The 14,601-nt window shown below is 70.4% G+C and carries 16 protein-coding genes and 1 pseudogene; 5 read left to right on the forward strand and 12 right to left on the reverse strand.

Annotated elements, in window-relative coordinates; genetic code table 11:
- Nucleotides 1-16 precede the first annotated feature (16 nt).
- The 4 genes from E2493_RS01050 to E2493_RS01065 all read right to left on the reverse strand — a co-directional run bounded on the left by E2493_RS01050 (nucleotide 17) and on the right by E2493_RS01065 (nucleotide 3,776).
- Nucleotides 17-1,375 (reverse strand): ATP-binding protein, encoded by a 1,359-nt coding sequence (locus tag E2493_RS01050; RefSeq protein ID WP_167737326.1) that lies wholly within the window; start codon nucleotides 1,373-1,375, stop codon nucleotides 17-19.
- Nucleotides 1,372-2,091, reverse strand: a complete 720-nt coding sequence (locus E2493_RS01055) for a response regulator (protein ID WP_135082816.1) — start codon at nucleotides 2,089-2,091, stop codon at nucleotides 1,372-1,374. The genes E2493_RS01050 and E2493_RS01055 overlap by 4 nt, the downstream gene beginning before the upstream one ends.
- Nucleotides 2,092-2,137: 46 nt before the next feature.
- Nucleotides 2,138-3,262: a PepSY-associated TM helix domain-containing protein gene (locus tag E2493_RS01060; RefSeq protein ID WP_135082818.1), complete on the reverse strand. Its 1,125-nt coding sequence runs from the start codon at nucleotides 3,260-3,262 to the stop codon at nucleotides 2,138-2,140.
- Nucleotides 3,263-3,374: 112 nt separating this feature from the next.
- Nucleotides 3,375-3,776: an RcnB family protein gene (locus E2493_RS01065; RefSeq protein ID WP_135082820.1), complete on the reverse strand. Its 402-nt coding sequence runs from the start codon at nucleotides 3,774-3,776 to the stop codon at nucleotides 3,375-3,377.
- Nucleotides 3,777-3,992: 216 nt separating this feature from the next.
- Here E2493_RS01065 and E2493_RS01070 point away from each other — a divergent pair, with 216 nt between their 5' ends.
- Nucleotides 3,993-4,616 carry a LysE family translocator gene (locus tag E2493_RS01070; RefSeq protein WP_135082822.1) on the forward strand — a complete coding sequence of 208 codons (624 nt, stop codon included), beginning with the start codon at nucleotides 3,993-3,995 and terminating at the stop codon, nucleotides 4,614-4,616.
- A gap of 18 nt (nucleotides 4,617-4,634) precedes the next feature.
- Here E2493_RS01070 and E2493_RS01075 read toward each other — a convergent pair whose 3' ends face one another.
- From E2493_RS01075 to E2493_RS01090, 4 genes are all read right to left on the reverse strand, one after another.
- Nucleotides 4,635-5,021 (reverse strand): FtsX-like permease family protein, encoded by a 387-nt coding sequence (locus E2493_RS01075; protein ID WP_318531668.1) that lies wholly within the window; start codon nucleotides 5,019-5,021, stop codon nucleotides 4,635-4,637.
- Nucleotides 5,022-5,143: 122 nt separating this feature from the next.
- Nucleotides 5,144-6,055 (reverse strand): polyprenyl synthetase family protein, encoded by a 912-nt coding sequence (locus E2493_RS01080; RefSeq protein WP_191992944.1) that lies wholly within the window; start codon nucleotides 6,053-6,055, stop codon nucleotides 5,144-5,146.
- Nucleotides 6,049-7,047: a 4-hydroxy-3-methylbut-2-enyl diphosphate reductase gene (ispH, locus tag E2493_RS01085; RefSeq protein WP_135082826.1), complete on the reverse strand. Its 999-nt coding sequence runs from the start codon at nucleotides 7,045-7,047 to the stop codon at nucleotides 6,049-6,051. Before ispH ends, E2493_RS01080 begins: the two co-directional genes overlap by 7 nt.
- A 61-nt stretch (nucleotides 7,048-7,108) precedes the next feature.
- Nucleotides 7,109-7,534, reverse strand: coding sequence for a DUF2141 domain-containing protein (locus E2493_RS01090; protein ID WP_135082828.1), 426 nt, complete (start codon nucleotides 7,532-7,534; stop codon nucleotides 7,109-7,111).
- A gap of 59 nt (nucleotides 7,535-7,593) precedes the next feature.
- Between E2493_RS01090 and crtY the strand changes: the two genes are divergently transcribed.
- Genes crtY through E2493_RS01110 form a run of 4 tightly spaced genes read left to right on the forward strand, consistent with a single transcriptional unit; the run spans nucleotide 7,594 to nucleotide 12,286 of the window.
- On the forward strand, nucleotides 7,594-8,754 hold the full coding sequence (gene crtY, locus E2493_RS01095; RefSeq protein ID WP_225421064.1) for a lycopene beta-cyclase CrtY: 1,161 nt from the start codon (nucleotides 7,594-7,596) through the stop codon (nucleotides 8,752-8,754).
- Nucleotides 8,751-10,229, forward strand: a complete 1,479-nt coding sequence (locus E2493_RS01100) for a phytoene desaturase (RefSeq protein ID WP_135082832.1) — start codon at nucleotides 8,751-8,753, stop codon at nucleotides 10,227-10,229. Before crtY ends, E2493_RS01100 begins: the two co-directional genes overlap by 4 nt.
- A complete protein-coding gene (locus E2493_RS01105) occupies nucleotides 10,226-11,095 on the forward strand; it encodes a phytoene/squalene synthase family protein (protein WP_135082833.1) in 870 nt (289 codons plus the stop codon). Before E2493_RS01100 ends, E2493_RS01105 begins: the two co-directional genes overlap by 4 nt.
- Entirely contained in the window at nucleotides 11,096-12,286 is a 1,191-nt protein-coding gene (locus E2493_RS01110; protein WP_135082836.1) for a glycosyltransferase, read from the forward strand.
- Here E2493_RS01110 and E2493_RS01115 read toward each other — a convergent pair.
- The 4 genes and pseudogenes from E2493_RS01115 to E2493_RS20980 form a co-directional block, all read right to left on the reverse strand.
- Complete coding sequence (locus E2493_RS01115; RefSeq protein WP_135082838.1) at nucleotides 12,264-12,998, reverse strand: fatty acid desaturase; 735 nt, start codon at nucleotides 12,996-12,998, stop codon at nucleotides 12,264-12,266. The two genes, E2493_RS01110 and E2493_RS01115, sit on opposite strands and share 23 nt — an antisense overlap.
- Nucleotides 12,995-13,471 carry a sterol desaturase family protein gene (locus tag E2493_RS01120; RefSeq protein ID WP_135082840.1) on the reverse strand — a complete coding sequence of 159 codons (477 nt, stop codon included), beginning with the start codon at nucleotides 13,469-13,471 and terminating at the stop codon, nucleotides 12,995-12,997. Before E2493_RS01120 ends, E2493_RS01115 begins: the two co-directional genes overlap by 4 nt.
- A gap of 63 nt (nucleotides 13,472-13,534) precedes the next feature.
- Nucleotides 13,535-14,149 carry a hypothetical protein gene (locus E2493_RS01125; protein ID WP_135082842.1) on the reverse strand — a complete coding sequence of 205 codons (615 nt, stop codon included), beginning with the start codon at nucleotides 14,147-14,149 and terminating at the stop codon, nucleotides 13,535-13,537.
- A 14-nt stretch (nucleotides 14,150-14,163) separates the two neighbouring features.
- Nucleotides 14,164-14,601 (reverse strand): annotated as a pseudogene (locus E2493_RS20980) (M48 family metallopeptidase); the annotation flags it as partial.

A 14,601-nucleotide genomic window follows, 5' to 3' on the forward strand; every position in this document is an offset into this window, starting at 1 on the left:
CGCCGCCCTCTGCGCCTCAGGCGGGCAATGCGAGCGTCGCCACCAGGCCGCCCTCCGGCGCATTGGCAAGGCGGAGGGTGCCGCCGTGCGCCTCGGCGGCCGCCCGAGCGATGGCGAGCCCGAGGCCGCTGCCGCCCGTGTCGCGACTGCGCGATTCCTCGAGACGGGCGAACGGCTCGAGCACGGCGGCCAGCCGGTCCTCGGCGATCCCGGGGCCCGCATCGCGGATCGCGATCTCCAGCGCGGCGTCGCTGCGGAGCACGGAGACCCGGGCAGACCCGCCGTATTTGACCGCGTTGTCGATCAGGTTGCGCACCGCCCTGCGCAGGAGATTGGGCCGCACGTCGAGCACCTGCCGCACGGCGTCCTCGTCCAGGGACACGTCGCGTCCGAGCTCGCGATACTCCTCGACCAGGGCGTCGACCAGCGCCGTGACGTCGACCGCTCTCTGCTCCTCGCGGTCGCGACCCGATCGCGCGAGCACGAGAATGTCCTCGAGCATCGCATTCATCTCCTCGATCGTGGCGACGATGCGGGTCCGCTCCGCCTCGGGCTCGACGCCTTCGGCGCGGATCCGCAGCGACGCCAGCGGGGTGCGAAGGTCGTGCCCGATCGCGCCGAGCATCCGGTCCTTCTCGTCGAGCAGGGTGACGACGCGGCGGTTCATCGCGTTGAAGGCGTCAATCGCGCGGCGAAGATCGCCGGGCCCGCGCGGCGTGACGGAGATCGGCTCCCCGCGGCCGCCGAACCGCTCCGCGGCGCCGGCAAGGTCGCGCAGCGGCCGCGCCAGCCGGGTCGCGATGAACAAAGTCGCGCCGAGGACGATCAGGTAGAGCAGCAGGGTCGCGGCGGCGAGGCGCACCGTCAGCCACGGGTCCGGACGCGGCGTGACGAGCCGGCCGTTCAGCCACGCGCCGGCGCCAATGCGGGCGGAGATGACCAGCACCGGGCCGCCGGGGCTTCGGTGCGGCCGGGCCGCGCGCGGCGCGGGATCGGGACGAAGCTCGCCGCCGAACGCCGCCCTCACCTCCGCGGCCCGGACACCGTTGGCGGCGAGCGCCTGGGCCACCCGAGTCTCGATCGCCCCTTCCCTCCCCGCACTCTCCGGGACCGCGCTCTGCCGATCGAGGCTGAAGCGCGCGCCGCGTCGCGAGGAATCCTCGAGCACCGCGGTCCGGAACTCGGCGGGAGCCTGTCCGAAGTCGCTGGCCACGGCGGCGAACCGGGTTATCGCCGGACCCTGGTTCTGCGCCAGGCTCAGCTTCTGCCGCTCGTTGAGGATCAGCGCGAAATTGACCAGCTGCGCGATCAGCAGGGCGCCGCCGATCAGCAGCGCCATCTGGCCGATCAGGCTGCGGGGGAAGAGGCGCTTCACAGCCGCCGGACATCGGCGGCCAGGGTATAGCCGCCGCCCCATACCGTCTTGATCAGCTTCGGATCGGAAGGATCGGCCTCGATCTTCCGTCGCAGCCGGCTGATGTGATTGTCGATGCTGCGCTCGAAGGCGGCAAGCTCGCGTCCCTGGCTGAGGTCGAGCAGCTGGTCGCGGCTGAGCACCCTCTTCGGGTGAGTGACGAAAGCGAGCAGGAGATTGTACTCGCCGGTCGAGAGCGGCACTGCGACGCCCCCGGCGTCGACCAGCTCCCGCTCGCCGGTACGGAGCACCCAGGGACCAAAGGCATAGCCGTCCGCATCGGGCGCGTGGACGCTCTTGCCGCTCCCCTCGGTCCGGCGCAGCACCGCCTTGATCCGGGCGACGAGCTCGCGCGGGCTGAACGGCTTGGTGACGTAATCGTCGGCGCCGAGCTCCAGCCCGACGATCCGGTCGGTCTCCTCCGCCCTGGCGGTGAGCAGGATCACCGGCGTGCCGCTCGTGGCGCGAACGAAGCCGGTGAGCGCGAGACCGTCCTCGCCGGGCATCATCACGTCCAGGAGGATGAGGTCGATCGCGTGAGCGGCCAGCACCTGGCGGGCTGCCGCCGCATTGTCGGCCTTGGTGACGCGATAGCCGTTGCGCCCGAGATAGGCCGCCAGCGGCTCACGGATGTCGCGCTCGTCGTCGACCAGCAGGATGTGGGGCTCGTTCGCCATGCTTCGTCCTCAGGGCCGTGCGCCGGGCGCACGGCCTCTCTCCGTCTTACTCCGCCGGGACGGCGCGGTTCGCCGCCTGGCGCCGGGCGACTTCGCCGCGCCAGCGGCGGGTGCGCAACCACATCATGATGCCGGTGACGGCGAGCAGCGCCGGGATGATCCCGCCGGCGAAGATGATCGCCTGCCAGATCGCCCCCATGCCCGTCCCGTCGTGGAGCCGGCGCATCAACCGCGCGGTCGTCTCGGGCTGCGGCGGCTTCGGCGGGCTCGCCTTGCCGGTCGCGTCGTCGACGCTCACCTCGGCGATACCGCCCGGGCCCCGGAACGCGACCTTCCATTTCGGCTCCTTGCCCGCCGGCCAGGTGATGGTCGCGAGCGGACCGTTGGCGAAGCGCTCCGCCAGCACCCGGGCCACGTCCACGTCGATGCGGGTCTCGGCCGCGGGAACGGCGGCCATCCGCCGCATCCGTTCCGCCGGCGAGGGACCGGCGGGATCGCCGGAGATCTGGGCGAAGAAGGCCGGGAAGGAGATCCAGGCGCCGGTGAAGGACAGCATCGCCAGCGGGATCGCGATCCAGAATCCGGTGAGGTGATGAAGATTCGCGCTCGTCGTGGGCTGCCGTTTCCAGCGGAAGCCGCGGGAGACGCTGCCGGTCACCGGCCACCAGAGCCACAGGCCGGTCAACGACGAGAGCAGCATGAAGACACCGATCCAGCCGACGATCTGCCGTCCAACGCCGGGAACCATCAAGGAGCCGTGAAGCACGTGGAAGACGTGGACCAGGCCTTCGTTGCTGCTCGCGCGGTCGACGACTGCACCGCTCGCCGGGTCGAGATAGATCTGGGTCCGGACGGGACGGCCGCCGCCGGGCGCCGGAGCGCGCGTCGCGGTGGCGACGACTGCGCCCTTGCCATCCGGAAAGGCGATGCTGGCGAGAGTCTCGCCGGGCGCCAGCGCCTTGCGCGCCGCCGCTTCGTAGGCCGAGGCCGGCAGCGTCGCCGGGCTGGTGGCCCGCCGCTCCGGGTTCAGAGCTCCGTCCAAGGCGTCGTGCCACACCAGGGCCGAGCCGGTCAGCGAAATCGGAATGATCAGCACCGCGAGCGCGATGCCGATCCACTTGTGCACCTGGAACCAGATCTTGCGGAGCCGGAGAGTCGTCTGTCCTGCCATGTTACCTCGCTGGGCTGAGCGTCGCACTCATGCCGCCTCCGGGACAATTTGCAAGCTTTTTGCGAAACATTCGCAATAAGGCCCCGGGATCGCTCCCGGGGCCTTCCCTCGCTCAGAGGATGTTGCCGAGCACGGCGCCGATGATGCCGCTGGTGATCGCGACCAGCACCGCATCGTTGCCCGACTGGACCCACCGATAGCCGCGCGGCGCATCGTGTAGCCGGTAGGCGCGCGGATTGCTGATGATCCGGTAGTTGCTGGCGTAGCGGCTGTCGAAGCGCTCGCCCTTGCGCCAGTTGCGATACGCCTGGCGGCTGTCGCGCCTCTGGACCTGCTTCACCTTCACGACCTGGCGGCCGTTGTTCCGCTGCACGACCTTGGTGGTCTGCACCCGCTCGACGCGGCCCCGATCGCTGGCATGGCCGTAATCGCGTCCGTACGGGGCGGCGGCCGCGGGGGCGGCGACGACCGAAGCGGCGACGCCGGCGAGGATGATCTTCTTCAGAGTCTTCATGGTCTGTCTCCTGTGCGCCGTCGTTTCCGGCGTTGAGAGACAGATGCGCCCCGCCTGTCGTGCAACTTTGTCCGCATCGGCGGAAAAGTGTCGCGGAATGTCGCAGCTGTCACTCGGTCGCCGCGCGAGCAGGGCATTGCGAGGATGGCGAGGCGGGCGCCGTGGCGCTATCCTGGCGCCACGGCTCGCTTGTGCCCGCTACCCGGAGGGCGACGCATGAATGGGGAGTTGTGGGCGGGATTCGCCATCGCCTCGCTGATCGTGGGACTGCTGCCGGGTCCCGGCGTCACCAGCATCGTCGGCTACGCGCTGACCGCCGGTCTTCGTACCGCTCTGGCCTCCGTCTTCGGTGCGACCCTCGGCAATGCCGTGGCGATGGCGCTGTCGCTGGTCGGTGTCGGAGTCCTGCTCGCCGACTCGCCCGGTGCGTTCTTCCTGCTGAAGTGGATCGGCGCTGCCTATCTGGTCGTGCTCGGCGGCTACACCATGCTCGCCGCCCGCCGCGGCTCGCTGGTGGCGGATCGGGACGTGGGCGCGATCCGGCCGCGCACCGCGTTCTGGGGCACGTTCGCAATCACCTCGATCAATCCCAAGACGATCATCTTCTTCGTCGCCTTCACTCCGCAATTCATCTCGCCTGATCACGGCTATTGGCTGCAGGCGGCGCTGCTGCTGGCGACGTTCAGCGCCGTCGTCACGCTCAGCGACGGCTTCTACGCCGTGGCGGCGAGCTGGATCGCCGGGTTCCTCAAGGGGCCTGACGTTCGGCTGTGGTCGCAGCGCATCGGCGGCTCGGTCCTCATCGCCGCCGGGCTGCTCACCGTCGCCGCCTCCGCCTGAGGGCAGCGGTCCGCCCGCTCACTCGTGGCGCAGCGCGACGATCGGATCGAGCGCGGCGGCCCGCTGTGCCGGCGCGTAGCCGAAGATGATGCCGATCAGGGCCGAGAAGCCGAAGCTCACCAGATTGATCGCCGGATCGAAGGCGAACGGAACGCTCGCGGCCTTCGCAATGGCGATCGACGTGCCGAGCGCGACCGCGATCCCGAGGGCGCCGCCGATGCAGCAGAGGGTCACCGCTTCAGCGAGGAACTGCAGCCGCACCTCGTGGGACCGCGCGCCGATCGCGAGGCGAATGCCGATCTCGCGCGTCCTCTCGGTCACCGAGACCAGCATGATGTTCATGATCCCGACGCCGCCGACGATCAGCGAGATCGCGGCGATCGCCGCGAGGAAGACGGTCAGCACCTGGACCGAGCCGGAGACGGCCGCGGAGATCTGGGCCGTATCGACGATGTTGAAATCGTTCTGCTCCGACGGTTGCAGCAGTCGCTGCTCCCGCAGCAGGCCGATAACCGCGTTCTGGATGGCTAACGATCTCGCCTGACCGCGAACTCGACGATCTCGCGCAGCAGGCGGGAGCGCTCCCCGAAGGCGTGGAGGTGTGCGATCGCCTGCTCGACCAGCATGTCGGCCTGCCGGCGCGCCCGCTCGGCGCCGAGCAGCGAGACGAACGTCGCCTTGCCCTGGTCCTCGTCCTTGCGCAGCCGCTTGCCGGCCTTGGCCTCGTCGCCCTGGTTATCGAGGAGGTCGTCCGCAATCTGGAAGGCGAGGCCGAGGCACTGGGCGTAGCCGCGCAGGCCGGTGCGAAGCTCGGCCGGCGCGGCGCCCATGATCGCGCCGGCCTCGAGACACCAGCCGATCAGCGCGCCGGTCTTCAGGCGCTGCAGGCGGCTGATCGAATCGAGGTCCGGCATTCCGCCGGAGGCGAGCAGATCGAGCATCTGCCCGCCCGCCATACCCCCCGCTCCCGCCGCGGCGGCAAGCTCGCGAACCAGCTCGCAGCGTATCTCGGCGGAAGGATGGGTGGCGGGATCGGAGAGGATCTCGAACCCGAAGGCAAGCAGGGCGTCGCCGGCCAGCACCGCGGTCGCCTCGTCATAGGCGCGGTGGACCGTCGGCTTGCCGTGGCGTAAATCGTCGTCGTCCATGCACGGCAGATCGTCGTGGATGAGCGAATGGACGTGAATGCATTCCACCGCGAGCCCGGCGCGCAGCGCGCTGCTCCGCGGCACGTCGAACAGGCCGGCGCAGGCCTCGACGAGCAGCGGCCGCAGCCTTTTTCCGCCGCCGACGGCGGCGTGGCGCATCGCACGATAGAGCCGGCGCCGCGCGTCGTCCGGGTCGGGCAGCAGCGTCTCGAACAGCAGGTCGATGTCGGCCTGTGTCCGGCGCATCGACGCGCCGATCTCCGGGAGCGGTTGGGCGTGGCGGGTCAGCATGGCACCGCGACCCTTCGAAAGCTGGTGGTTTCCGTGGTGGTCGCAACCTGCGCGATTTCGACATCGTAGCGGCTGCGCAGGGCGTCGAGGATCCCCGCCACGCTGCTCTCCGGCGTCGAAGCCGCCGCGGTGAGGCCGATCGTCGATCCGGCGCGGAGTGCCGTCCAGTCGATCGCGGCCGCTTCCGCGACGAGCTGAACGGACGGGCAGCCGGCGTGCGACGCGACCTCGGCGAGGCGCCGGGCGTTGGAGGAGAAGTCCTCTCCGGCGACGATCACGGCGTCGGCCAGGCCCGCGATTTCGCGGACGGCCGCCTGGCGGTTGGTCGTCGCGTAGCAGATGTCGCTGCCCTGCGGCCCGGCGAGGCGCTCGAACCGCGCTTCGAGCGCAGTGACGACCGCGGCTGCCTCCTCCACCGAGAAGGTCGACTGGATCGCATAGGCGATCTCATCCTCGTCATCGAGGGCCAGCGACGCGACGTCCTCGGCGCTGCGAACCAGCACCGCCGCCCCTTCCGGCAAGTGGCCGAGCGTTCCGACGATTTCGGGATGGCCTTCGTGCCCGATCAGAAGGACGCGGCGGCCGCTCGCATGGTGCCGCTCGACCTCGCGGTGGATCTTCGCGACCAGGGGGCAGACGGCGTCGTAGACGATGAGGCCGCGGGCCCTTGCCTCCGTCCGGACGGCAGGGGCGACCCCGTGCGCCGAAAGGATGACCACGCCGCCTTCCGGCACCTCGTCGATCTCCTCGACGAAGCGGGCGCCTTCGGCCTCGAGGGCGCGGACGACGGCCAGATTGTGCACGATCGCGCGGCGGACGAACACCGGGGCGCCGTGCAGCGCCAGCGCGTCGCGAACCGCGTCGATCGCCCGCCGCACGCCGGCACAAAAGCCGCGAGGCGCCGCGAGCAGGACCCGCAATGCCGGACGCACGTCCGTATCCGGGCCGGTCTGGGGGCGTCCGTAATCGGCGGAGGCAGGCGGCTCGAGCATTCTCTTCCTATCCTTCCCCCACCTTTCCGTACGGGGCCGAGCGGGACCAAACCAAGCTGGACTAAAGCATGTATTGCATCCGCACCGTCTCGCGGTGGAAACCCGCGCCGAGATCGATGACCACCTGCCGGAACTTCGGAGCGCCGAAGCGCACCACGGGATTGCGCGAGAAGCCGAAGCCTTCACGCGGGATCGCGAGCATCGTGTCGAGCTTCCGGTTCGAATTCTCGTCGTGAAAGAGGGCGACGGCATAGGCTCCTGGCGTCATGCCGGAGAAGCGGACGAGGCTCGCGTCGGCCGCGACGCTGCGGGTGATCGCCTTGGGATCGCGCTTGCAGTCTGGGAAGTGCGCCGGCTCTCGCGTAAGGCAGATATGAATTACCCCTTTGGCATTGCGCAGCCGCTCGATCCTGAGCTCGAGCTCGGCCGAGGGCGCGGCACCGCCGAGGAAAACGGCCGCGCCGGCCAGGAGGATCGATCGGACCATGACCTCGACTGCTACCCGGCCGCGCGCTTGAACGCCATGCCGTCTTTTGGCCGGACCTGGTGACGCGCGCGGCGCCGCATCTCGTCATCGTCGGCGGCGGCCTTGCCGGCTGCCTGGCGGCGCTCGCGCTCGCGCAACGCCGCCCCGACATCGATTTCGTCCTGGTCGAGCAGCACGGCGCGTTCGGCGGCAACCATGTCTGGTCGTTCTTCGACGACGATGTCGACGCTGCGCATCGCTGGCTGATCGCGCCGCTGGTCGGCCACCATTGGGACCGGCACGCCGTCCATTTTCCGCGCCGCAGCCGTGAGCTCGGTTTCGGCTACAACAGCGTCCGCTCGTCCGCCCTCGATGCGGCGGTGCGGTCGCTGCTGCCGCCGGAGCGATATCGCCTGGCGCGGCAGGTGACCGATGTTTCGCCAGGCCACGTCGTCCTGGAGGGCGGCGAACGGATCGAAGCGGCCGCGGTGATCGACGCGCGCGGTCCCGCCCCGGCGCCGGGGCTCGACCTCGCCTGGCAGAAATTCGTCGGCCGCATCTACCGCACCGGCGATCCGCACGGCTGCATGCGGCCGGTGATCATGGACGCACGCTGCGCCCAGCGGGACGGCTATCGCTTCCTCTACACGCTGCCCTTCAGCGCCTCCGAGCTGCTCGTCGAGGACACCTATTACTCGACCTCGCCGGCGCTGGACCTGCTCGCCATCCGGGCCGGGCTGGACGCGCATGTCGGGCAGTCCGGCTGGGCCGAGGCGGAGGTGGTCGGCGAGGAGACCGGCGTCCTGCCCGTGCTGCTCGGCGGCGACATTGCGGCGCTATGGCCGGCTTCCGCGCCGCCCGTCGCGAAGCTTGGGCTGCGCGGCGGCTTCTTCCACCCGACCACCGGCTATTCGCTGCCCGATGCGGTGCGCAACGCCGTCCTTCTCACCGAGCAATCGGTGCTGACGGGCCCCGCCCTGCACGATGTCTTCCGCGCCCGCGCCGAAGCCCTGTGGCGAGAGCGGCGCTTCTTCACGCTGCTCAACCGGATGCTGTTCCGCGCCGCGGAGCCCGAGCAGCGTTATCGGGTGCTGGAGCATTTCTATCGGTTGCCGGAGGCGACGATCGCCCGCTTCTACGCGGCGCGGCTGACCAGGATCGACAAGCTGCGGATCCTGAGCGGACGTCCGCCGGTCCCCGTCGGGCGTGCTCTGGCCGCGATGCGGGAGCGGGGACGTTGAGCCGCGCCTGCGTCATAGGGTCCGGCTTCGGCGGCCTCGCGCTCGCGATCCGGCTCCAGTCGGCCGGGGTGGAGACGACGATCGTCGAGGCGCGCGACAAGCCCGGCGGGCGCGCCTATTTCTGGGAGAAGGACGGGCACGTCTTCGACGCCGGCCCCACCGTCATCACCGATCCCGCCTGCCTGAAGGAGCTCTGGTCGTTGAGCGGCGCCGACATGGCCGCGGACGTCGAGCTCATGCCGGTCTCGCCATTCTATCGGCTGTCCTGGCCGGACGGCACGACCTTCGACTATCTCGACGACGACGCTCGCCTCGCCGAGCAGATCGCGGCGCTCGATCCCGCCGATGTCGAAGGCTATCGCCGGTTCCTGCGCTACTCCGCCGGCGTCTATGCCGAAGGCTATGAGAAGCTGGGCGCCGTGCCATTCCTCGACTTCCGCGCCATGCTGAAGGCGGCGCCGCAGCTGGCGCGCTATCAGGCCTGGCGCTCGGTCTATTCGATCGTCTCCGGCTTCGTGCGCAACGAGAAATTGCGCCAGGCCCTTTCCTTTCACACCCTCCTCGTCGGCGGCAATCCGCTCACCACCAGCGCGATCTACGCGCTGATCCACAAGCTCGAGCGCGACGGCGGCGTCTGGTTCGCGCGCGGCGGCACCAACGCGCTCGTCCGCGGCATGGTTCGGCATTTCGAGCGCCTCGGCGGGAGGCTGCGGCTCGGCGATCCGGTCACCGCGATCGGCGTCGACGAAGCGGGCCGCGCACGGGACGTCGCCACGCGCAGCGGCTGGTCCGAACGCTTCGACGCGGTCGCGTCGAACGCGGACGTGGTGCGCACCTACGATATGCTGGGCCACAGCCGGGGACGCCAGGCGGCGGCACGCCTGCGGCGCAAGCGCTTCTCCCCGTCTCTCTTCGTGGTCCACTTCTCGACGTCGGGCAGCTGGCCGGAGGTGCCGCACCACAGCATTCTTTTCGGACCGCGCTACCAGGGACTGCTCGGCGACATCTATCGCGGCAAGAGCCTCGCCGCCGATCCGTCGCTCTACCTCCACCACCCGACGGCGACCGATCCGGGAACCGCTCCGGCCGGCAAGACGACCTTCTATGCCCTCGCCCCGGTGCCCCACCTCGGCCGCGCCCCACTCGACTGGGAGCGGGAAGGCCCAGCCTATGCGCAGCACATCCTGAGGATGGTCGAGCAGCGGATGCTTCCCGGCCTGTCACAGCGGCTCGAGACGGTCTTCCACTATGGGCCGCAGCAGTTCGAGACCGACCTCAACTCGCATCTCGGCTCCGCCTTCAGCCTCGAGCCGCGGCTCACCCAGAGCGCCTGGTTCCGGGTCCACAATCGCGATGCGAAGATCCCGAACCTCTATTTCGTCGGCGCCGGGACGCATCCGGGCGCCGGCATTCCCGGGGTCGTGGGCAGCGCCAAGGCGACGGCCGGCCTGATGCTGCAGGCGCTCGGCCGATGACCCGGGACGCGCTGGTCGCGGCCGCCGAGCAGGCGATCCGCCAAGGCTCCAAGTCGTTCCGCATGGCGAGCCGGCTGTTCGACCGAACCATTCGCGAACGCGCCTGGCTGCTCTATTGCTGGTGCCGTCACTGCGACGACGTGTGCGACGGCCAGGAGCTGGGCCGCGGCGGCAGCGTCGGCCCCGCGGCCATGGCGGATGCTTCGGCGCTCACCGAAACCGTCCTCGCCGGGGGAACGACAGGGCAGCTGCCGTTCGACGCGCTGGGCGCAGTGCTCGCGGAATGTCCGATACCGCACGGCTATGTCCGCGATCATCTCGCCGGCTTCGCCCTCGACGAGCGCGGCTGGTCGCCCCGGACCGAGGACGATCTGCTCCTCTATTGCTACCACGTCGCCGGCGCGGTGGGCTGCATGATGGCGGTGGTGATGGGCGTGCCTCCGGACGACGACGAGACCTTGGTACGCGCCTGCGACCTCGGCATCGCCTTCCAGCTTTCGAACATCGCCCGGGACATCAAGGAGGATCACGCCGCGGGCCGCTGCTACCTTCCGAGCGACTGGCTGGCGGAGGCGGGCGTCGAGCGCGACCGCCTGCTCGATCCGGAGCACCGCGCCACCCTCGTCGCGCTCGCCGCCCGGCTCTGCATTCTCGCCGAGCGCTACGAACATTCGGCCCGCGCCGGCATCCCCCGCCTGCCCTTCCGCGCGCGCTGGGCCGTGCTCGCGGCCGCCGGCATCTATGGGCGGATCGGCCGCCGCGTTCGGGCCCTCGGCCCCGCGGCTTGGGACGAGAGGGTGGTCGTGCCCAAGCGCACCAAGGCGGCGGTCATGCTGGGCGCGCTCGCCGGCGCCGCCACCGCCTGAATGCATTTCGGGATCATCGCCCCGCCTCTCGCCGGCCACTACGGGCCGCTCGCCGCGCTGGCGCGTGAGCTCGTCTCGCGCGGCCACAGGGCGACCTTCGTCCACCACGCCGGCGCGCAGCCGCTCGCCGCCCGCCACGGCGCCGCTTTCGTGCCGCTCCCCACGGGTTCCGCCGGCGAACATCGCCGGATCGGGGGCACGGTGCGCGAGATGGCGCGCCAGATGGAAATGCTCTGCCGCGAGGCGCCGCCGCTGTTCAGGGACCTCGGCGTCGATGCGATCCTCGCGGACCAGCTCGAGCCCGCCGGCGGCCTGATCGCGGAGCACCTCGAACTTCCCTTCGCCAGCGTCGCCTGCGCCCTGCCGATGAACCGGGAGGCCGGCGTGCCTCCGCCTTTCGTCGGCTGGCGCTACGATCCCTCGGCGAGCGGACTCCGCCGCAACCGCGGCGGCTGGACGGTGAGCGACGTCCTGATGCGCCCGCTCGGCCGCGCCATCGCGCGCCGGGCGGACGCCTGGGGCCTGGAGCCGCGACGCCGGCTGGAGGACTGCTTCTCCAGGCGCCTGCAGCTCGCCCAGGCCGTCCCGTCGATCGACTTCCCGCGACGCGCACTGCCGCCGCATTTCCACTACCTCGGGCCGTTCCGCCACAACGAGACGTCCGACTTCCGGCTGCCGGCGCTAAACGGCCGCCAATTCCTGTATTGCACGTTCGGAACGCTGCAGGGCTGGCGGGCGCGCCTGTTCGCCCGTGTCGCGGCGGCCTGCGCCGATCTCGGCCTCCCGCTCGTCCTCACCCATGGCGGCCGCCTGACCCAGAGGCAGGTCGCGCGCCTGCCCGGCGAGGTCCACGCTTTCGATTACCTGCCCCAGGAGGCGGTGCTCGACCGCGCGCCGCTGTGCATCACCCACGGCGGGTTCAACACCGTCCTCGACTGCCTCGCCCGCGGCAAGCCGCTCGTCGCGCTGCCGCTCGCCTTCGAGCAGGCGGCGATCGCGGCGCGCATCGCCCGCTCCGGCGCCGGGGAAACCGTCCCGCCGATGCGCGCCTCGCGCAAGCGGCTCGCCGCGGCGATCGCCCGCGTTCTGGAGGGCGGCCATGCCGCTGCCGCGCGGCGCATCGGCGAAGACATAGCGCAGGCGGGCGGCGTCGTCCGAGCCGCCGATCTCATCGAGGCGGGGCTGGGCTGAGCCGCCGCGCCCGCTCGGCCGGCAGGCGCCACCAGGGAAGCTGGGGGGCGAGATGATGCTCGTGATGATAGCCGAAGTGGAAGCAGCTGAGCAGCGACGCGAGGGTGCCGTAGCCGTTGCTCCGCGCCCGATGCCGGTCGGGGAAACGCCCGGCTCCGGGCCGGTGGGGAAGATAGGTGCCGAACAGGAACAGCTGGAGCGAGGAGAGGATCGCGGGCGTCGCCCAGAACAACAGCAGGTTGGGATATGGCGCGCCGAGCAGCAGGTAGATTGCGACGAGCAGGCTGAGCACCGCCAGCTCGCGAAGCCCGAAATACTGGCGGAAGAAAGCCGCATACCATCCCCAGAAGCGGCTCTTGTGGGAGACGGAGAAGTCCGGATCGTGAGCGGTCCCGGGCCGGCGATGATGCTCGAAATGCTTCGGCCGCAGGCGATCGAAGGAGAAGCCGGCATAAAGCGCCAGCGCGAGGCGTCCCACGGCGCGATTGAGCTTCGGGCGGCCGGGGGCGAGCGAGCCGTGCATGCAATCGTGCGCGACGATGAACAGGCCGACGTCGAGCCAGCAGAGCAAAGCGACGAGCAGGGCCGCGGCCGGGACACCGCCCTTCGCCAGCGGAAAGAAGAACACCGCATAGACGTGCAGCGCGGCCCAGGCCCCGACGATCGCGGCGGTGAGACCAAGGCCGATCGCCGTCTGCCGTTGCGGGCTCACGATCCGCTCCGGGCGCGCAGCACCCCGCGGAGCCGCGCGACGGGCGGCGCGTAGAGGAAGCCGAACGAGACGGCGCCTTCGCGGCCCCGCGTCGCGTGGTGAAGCCGGTGCGCCTGCACCAGCCGCTTCAGATAGCCGCGCCGCGGCGGCTTGACGAACGGCAGCCGGCGATGCACCAGCCCGTCGTGGAGCAGAGTGTAGAGCAGGCCGTAGACCAGGGTACCGGCGGCCACCCACCAGAGCGGCGGCCACAAGGCCGGCAGGACCAGGAACAGCAGCAGGCTGATCATGGCGAAGAGCAAACCGTAGAGATCGTTGCGCTCGAACAGGCCCTCGCGTCGCTCGTGATGCGAACGATGCCAGCCCCATCCCCAGCCGTGCATGACGTAGCGGTGGACGGCCCAGGCGCCGGCCTCCATCGCTAGGACGGTGACCGCAAGAAGGGCAATGTTGAGCAGCCAGGCAGGGCCCATCCGCAGTGAATAGGCGCGTGCCGAAAGCGGGTCCAGCTGGTCCTTTGACCTATCGGCACCGCCTCAGCCCCTGAGCCGCGCGCTCTCCACGATGCGCTCGAACTCCGGCAGCCCGGCCGGGAAATAGTGCATCTTCGCAGCGTCGAAGAGCGCCAGGTAGAAGCGGCCGTCGATGATCGCGCCCACGGCCCTGCCCTGGCGCTCGACCTCGTCGCCGCCGAGATGGGTGTAGTCGAACTGGAAACCGGAGCGGCCGAGGAAGGTACGCGGCTGGAGCCCGGTCATCTCGAAGCGCGTCGCTCCGCCGCGGATTCGGTAGAAGCTCTCGATCATTGCGGCGATGTCCTGCGGCGACATGTCGGCGCGGAAGTTCGGAACCAGCCGATCGGCCTTTCTGCGCTGGCGGACGATCCTTTTGTCGTTCTCCAGCCCGCCGATGAAGGTGAGGCCGTCGAGCAGCGGTCCGTTCAGCGTCCAATTCTCCTCCCGATCGATGTCGTAGCGTCCCCGCGGCGCCTTGTTCCAGGCGATGGTCGGCGTCACCAACATGGTGTCGCGCGCGACCGCCTCCGGCTCCGGCCGCACCAGCGAGTAGCGGCCGAGGCCGAGACCGCCGCCCGCACAGCCCGACAACAGTGCCAGCGCCGCGAGCCCCGGCGAGCACAAGCAACGGCGCATCCCTCGTCCTCCTCTCACTGGCTGAGCGTGTGCCGGACCATCGCGGCGTCCGGAGCCGTCGGCGCAAGCGCCAGATAGCGGCCGAGCGCCGCTCTGCCCTCCTCCCGCCGACCGCTCCTCAGCAGCGCGTAGCCGTGCGCCCGCCAAGCCTCCGGCGGAGCATCCGGGAAAGCGATGGCGGCCGCATAAGCATTCGCCGCCGCCGCGTCGTCGCCGCGGCGCCCGCGCAGCCGCCACACCTCGGCCTCATAATAATGCAGCAGCCCGTTCCATCCGTCCCTGGCGAGCGTGTTGATCAGGAAGAGGCTGGCGCCGGGATCGTTGAGCTTGACCTGATCGTCGAGGAACGTCTTTCGATGCGGCCCGATGGCGCGCAGGTAGCGCTCGCGACCGCGGTCGACCGTGCGTGCGCTCGTCAGCTCCGCGGCCGAGGCCCTCAAATCGATCATCCT

The organism is Sphingomonas parva (ex Maeng et al. 2020), assembly GCF_004564275.1.
Classification (GTDB): Bacteria; Pseudomonadota; Alphaproteobacteria; order Sphingomonadales; family Sphingomonadaceae; genus Allosphingosinicella; species Allosphingosinicella parva.

Coding starts and splice junctions, on each gene's coding strand:
- E2493_RS01055 (WP_135082816.1), bottom strand. CDS start 2,091: ATGGCGAACGAGCCCCACATCCTGCTGGTCGACGACGAGCGCGACATC.
- E2493_RS01060 (WP_135082818.1), bottom strand. CDS start 3,262: ATGGCAGGACAGACGACTCTCCGGCTCCGCAAGATCTGGTTCCAGGTG.
- E2493_RS01065 (WP_135082820.1), bottom strand. CDS start 3,776: ATGAAGACTCTGAAGAAGATCATCCTCGCCGGCGTCGCCGCTTCGGTC.
- E2493_RS01070 (WP_135082822.1), top strand. CDS start 3,993: ATGAATGGGGAGTTGTGGGCGGGATTCGCCATCGCCTCGCTGATCGTG.
- E2493_RS01080 (WP_191992944.1), bottom strand. CDS start 6,055: ATGCTGACCCGCCACGCCCAACCGCTCCCGGAGATCGGCGCGTCGATG.
- ispH (WP_135082826.1), bottom strand. CDS start 7,047: ATGCTCGAGCCGCCTGCCTCCGCCGATTACGGACGCCCCCAGACCGGC.
- E2493_RS01090 (WP_135082828.1), bottom strand. CDS start 7,534: ATGGTCCGATCGATCCTCCTGGCCGGCGCGGCCGTTTTCCTCGGCGGT.
- E2493_RS01105 (WP_135082833.1), top strand. CDS start 10,226: ATGACCCGGGACGCGCTGGTCGCGGCCGCCGAGCAGGCGATCCGCCAA.
- E2493_RS01110 (WP_135082836.1), top strand. CDS start 11,096: ATGCATTTCGGGATCATCGCCCCGCCTCTCGCCGGCCACTACGGGCCG.
- E2493_RS01120 (WP_135082840.1), bottom strand. CDS start 13,471: ATGGGCCCTGCCTGGCTGCTCAACATTGCCCTTCTTGCGGTCACCGTC.
- E2493_RS01125 (WP_135082842.1), bottom strand. CDS start 14,149: ATGCGCCGTTGCTTGTGCTCGCCGGGGCTCGCGGCGCTGGCACTGTTG.